Origin of the sequence: Streptococcus fermentans (assembly GCF_040888305.1) — a bacterium.
Taxonomy (GTDB): domain Bacteria; phylum Bacillota; class Bacilli; order Lactobacillales; family Streptococcaceae; genus Streptococcus; species Streptococcus fermentans.
Genome location: NZ_JBFNFG010000021.1, coordinates 1 through 756, shown reverse-complemented (window position 1 = coordinate 756; position 756 = coordinate 1). Strand labels below are relative to the sequence as shown.

Genomic DNA, 756 nt, shown 5'->3' with positions numbered 1-756 from the left:
GCCTTACAAGCAGAGGGTCAGCGGTTCGATCCCGTTAACTCCCATAGGTCCCGTAGTGTAGCGGTTATCACGTCGCCCTGTCACGGCGAAGATCGCGGGTTCGATTCCCGTCGGGACCGTTTAAGATAACGGAAGTTATTTTAGACTCGTTAGCTCAGTTGGTAGAGCAATTGACTTTTAATCAATGGGTCACTGGTTCGAGCCCAGTACGGGTCATCATTGCGGGTTTGGCGGAATTGGCAGACGCACCAGATTTAGGATCTGGCGCTTAACGGCGTGGGGGTTCAAGTCCCTTAACCCGCATAATAGAAATAAGCCGGCTTAGCTCAGTTGGTAGAGCATCTGATTTGTAATCAGAGGGTCGCGTGTTCAAGTCATGTAGCCGGCATTTTTTAATGTAACCAAGAGGTCGATGCGAACGTAGTTCAGTGGTAGAACACCACCTTGCCAAGGTGGGGGTCGCGGGTTCGAATCCCGTCGTTCGCTTAGAGAGGCCGGGGTGGCGGAACTGGCAGACGCACAGGACTTAAAATCCTGCGATTGGTAACGATCGTACCGGTTCGATCCCGGTCCTCGGCATATAATGAGCACCCTTAGCTCAACTGGATAGAGTACCTGACTACGAATCAGGCGGTTAGAGGTTCGACTCCTCTAGGGTGCATTTTTCTATTTAACTCGGGAAGTAGCTCAGCTTGGTAGAGTACTTGGTTTGGGACCAAGGTGTCGCAGGTTCGAATCCTGTCTTCCCGATTGATG

The 756-nt window shown here is 51.6% G+C and carries 8 tRNA genes; all 8 read left to right on the top strand.

Annotation, left to right across the window (positions count from 1 at the left end):
* Positions 1–46: 46 nt before the first annotated feature.
* Positions 47–119 (top strand) — tRNA-Asp (locus tag AB2B50_RS09660).
* Between the two features lie 24 nt (positions 120–143).
* Positions 144–216, top strand: a tRNA-Lys gene (locus tag AB2B50_RS09655).
* A 5-nt stretch (positions 217–221) separates the two neighbouring features.
* A tRNA-Leu gene (locus tag AB2B50_RS09650) sits at positions 222–303 on the top strand.
* 12 nt (positions 304–315) lie between these two features.
* Positions 316–388 (top strand) — tRNA-Thr (locus AB2B50_RS09645).
* A gap of 26 nt (positions 389–414) precedes the next feature.
* A tRNA-Gly gene (locus tag AB2B50_RS09640) sits at positions 415–486 on the top strand.
* 7 nt (positions 487–493) lie between these two features.
* Positions 494–579: transfer RNA gene (locus AB2B50_RS09635), tRNA-Leu, on the top strand.
* Between the two features lie 8 nt (positions 580–587).
* Positions 588–661 (top strand) — tRNA-Arg (locus tag AB2B50_RS09630).
* 15 nt (positions 662–676) lie between these two features.
* Positions 677–750: transfer RNA gene (locus AB2B50_RS09625), tRNA-Pro, on the top strand.
* The last annotated feature ends 6 nt before the right edge of the window (positions 751–756 follow it).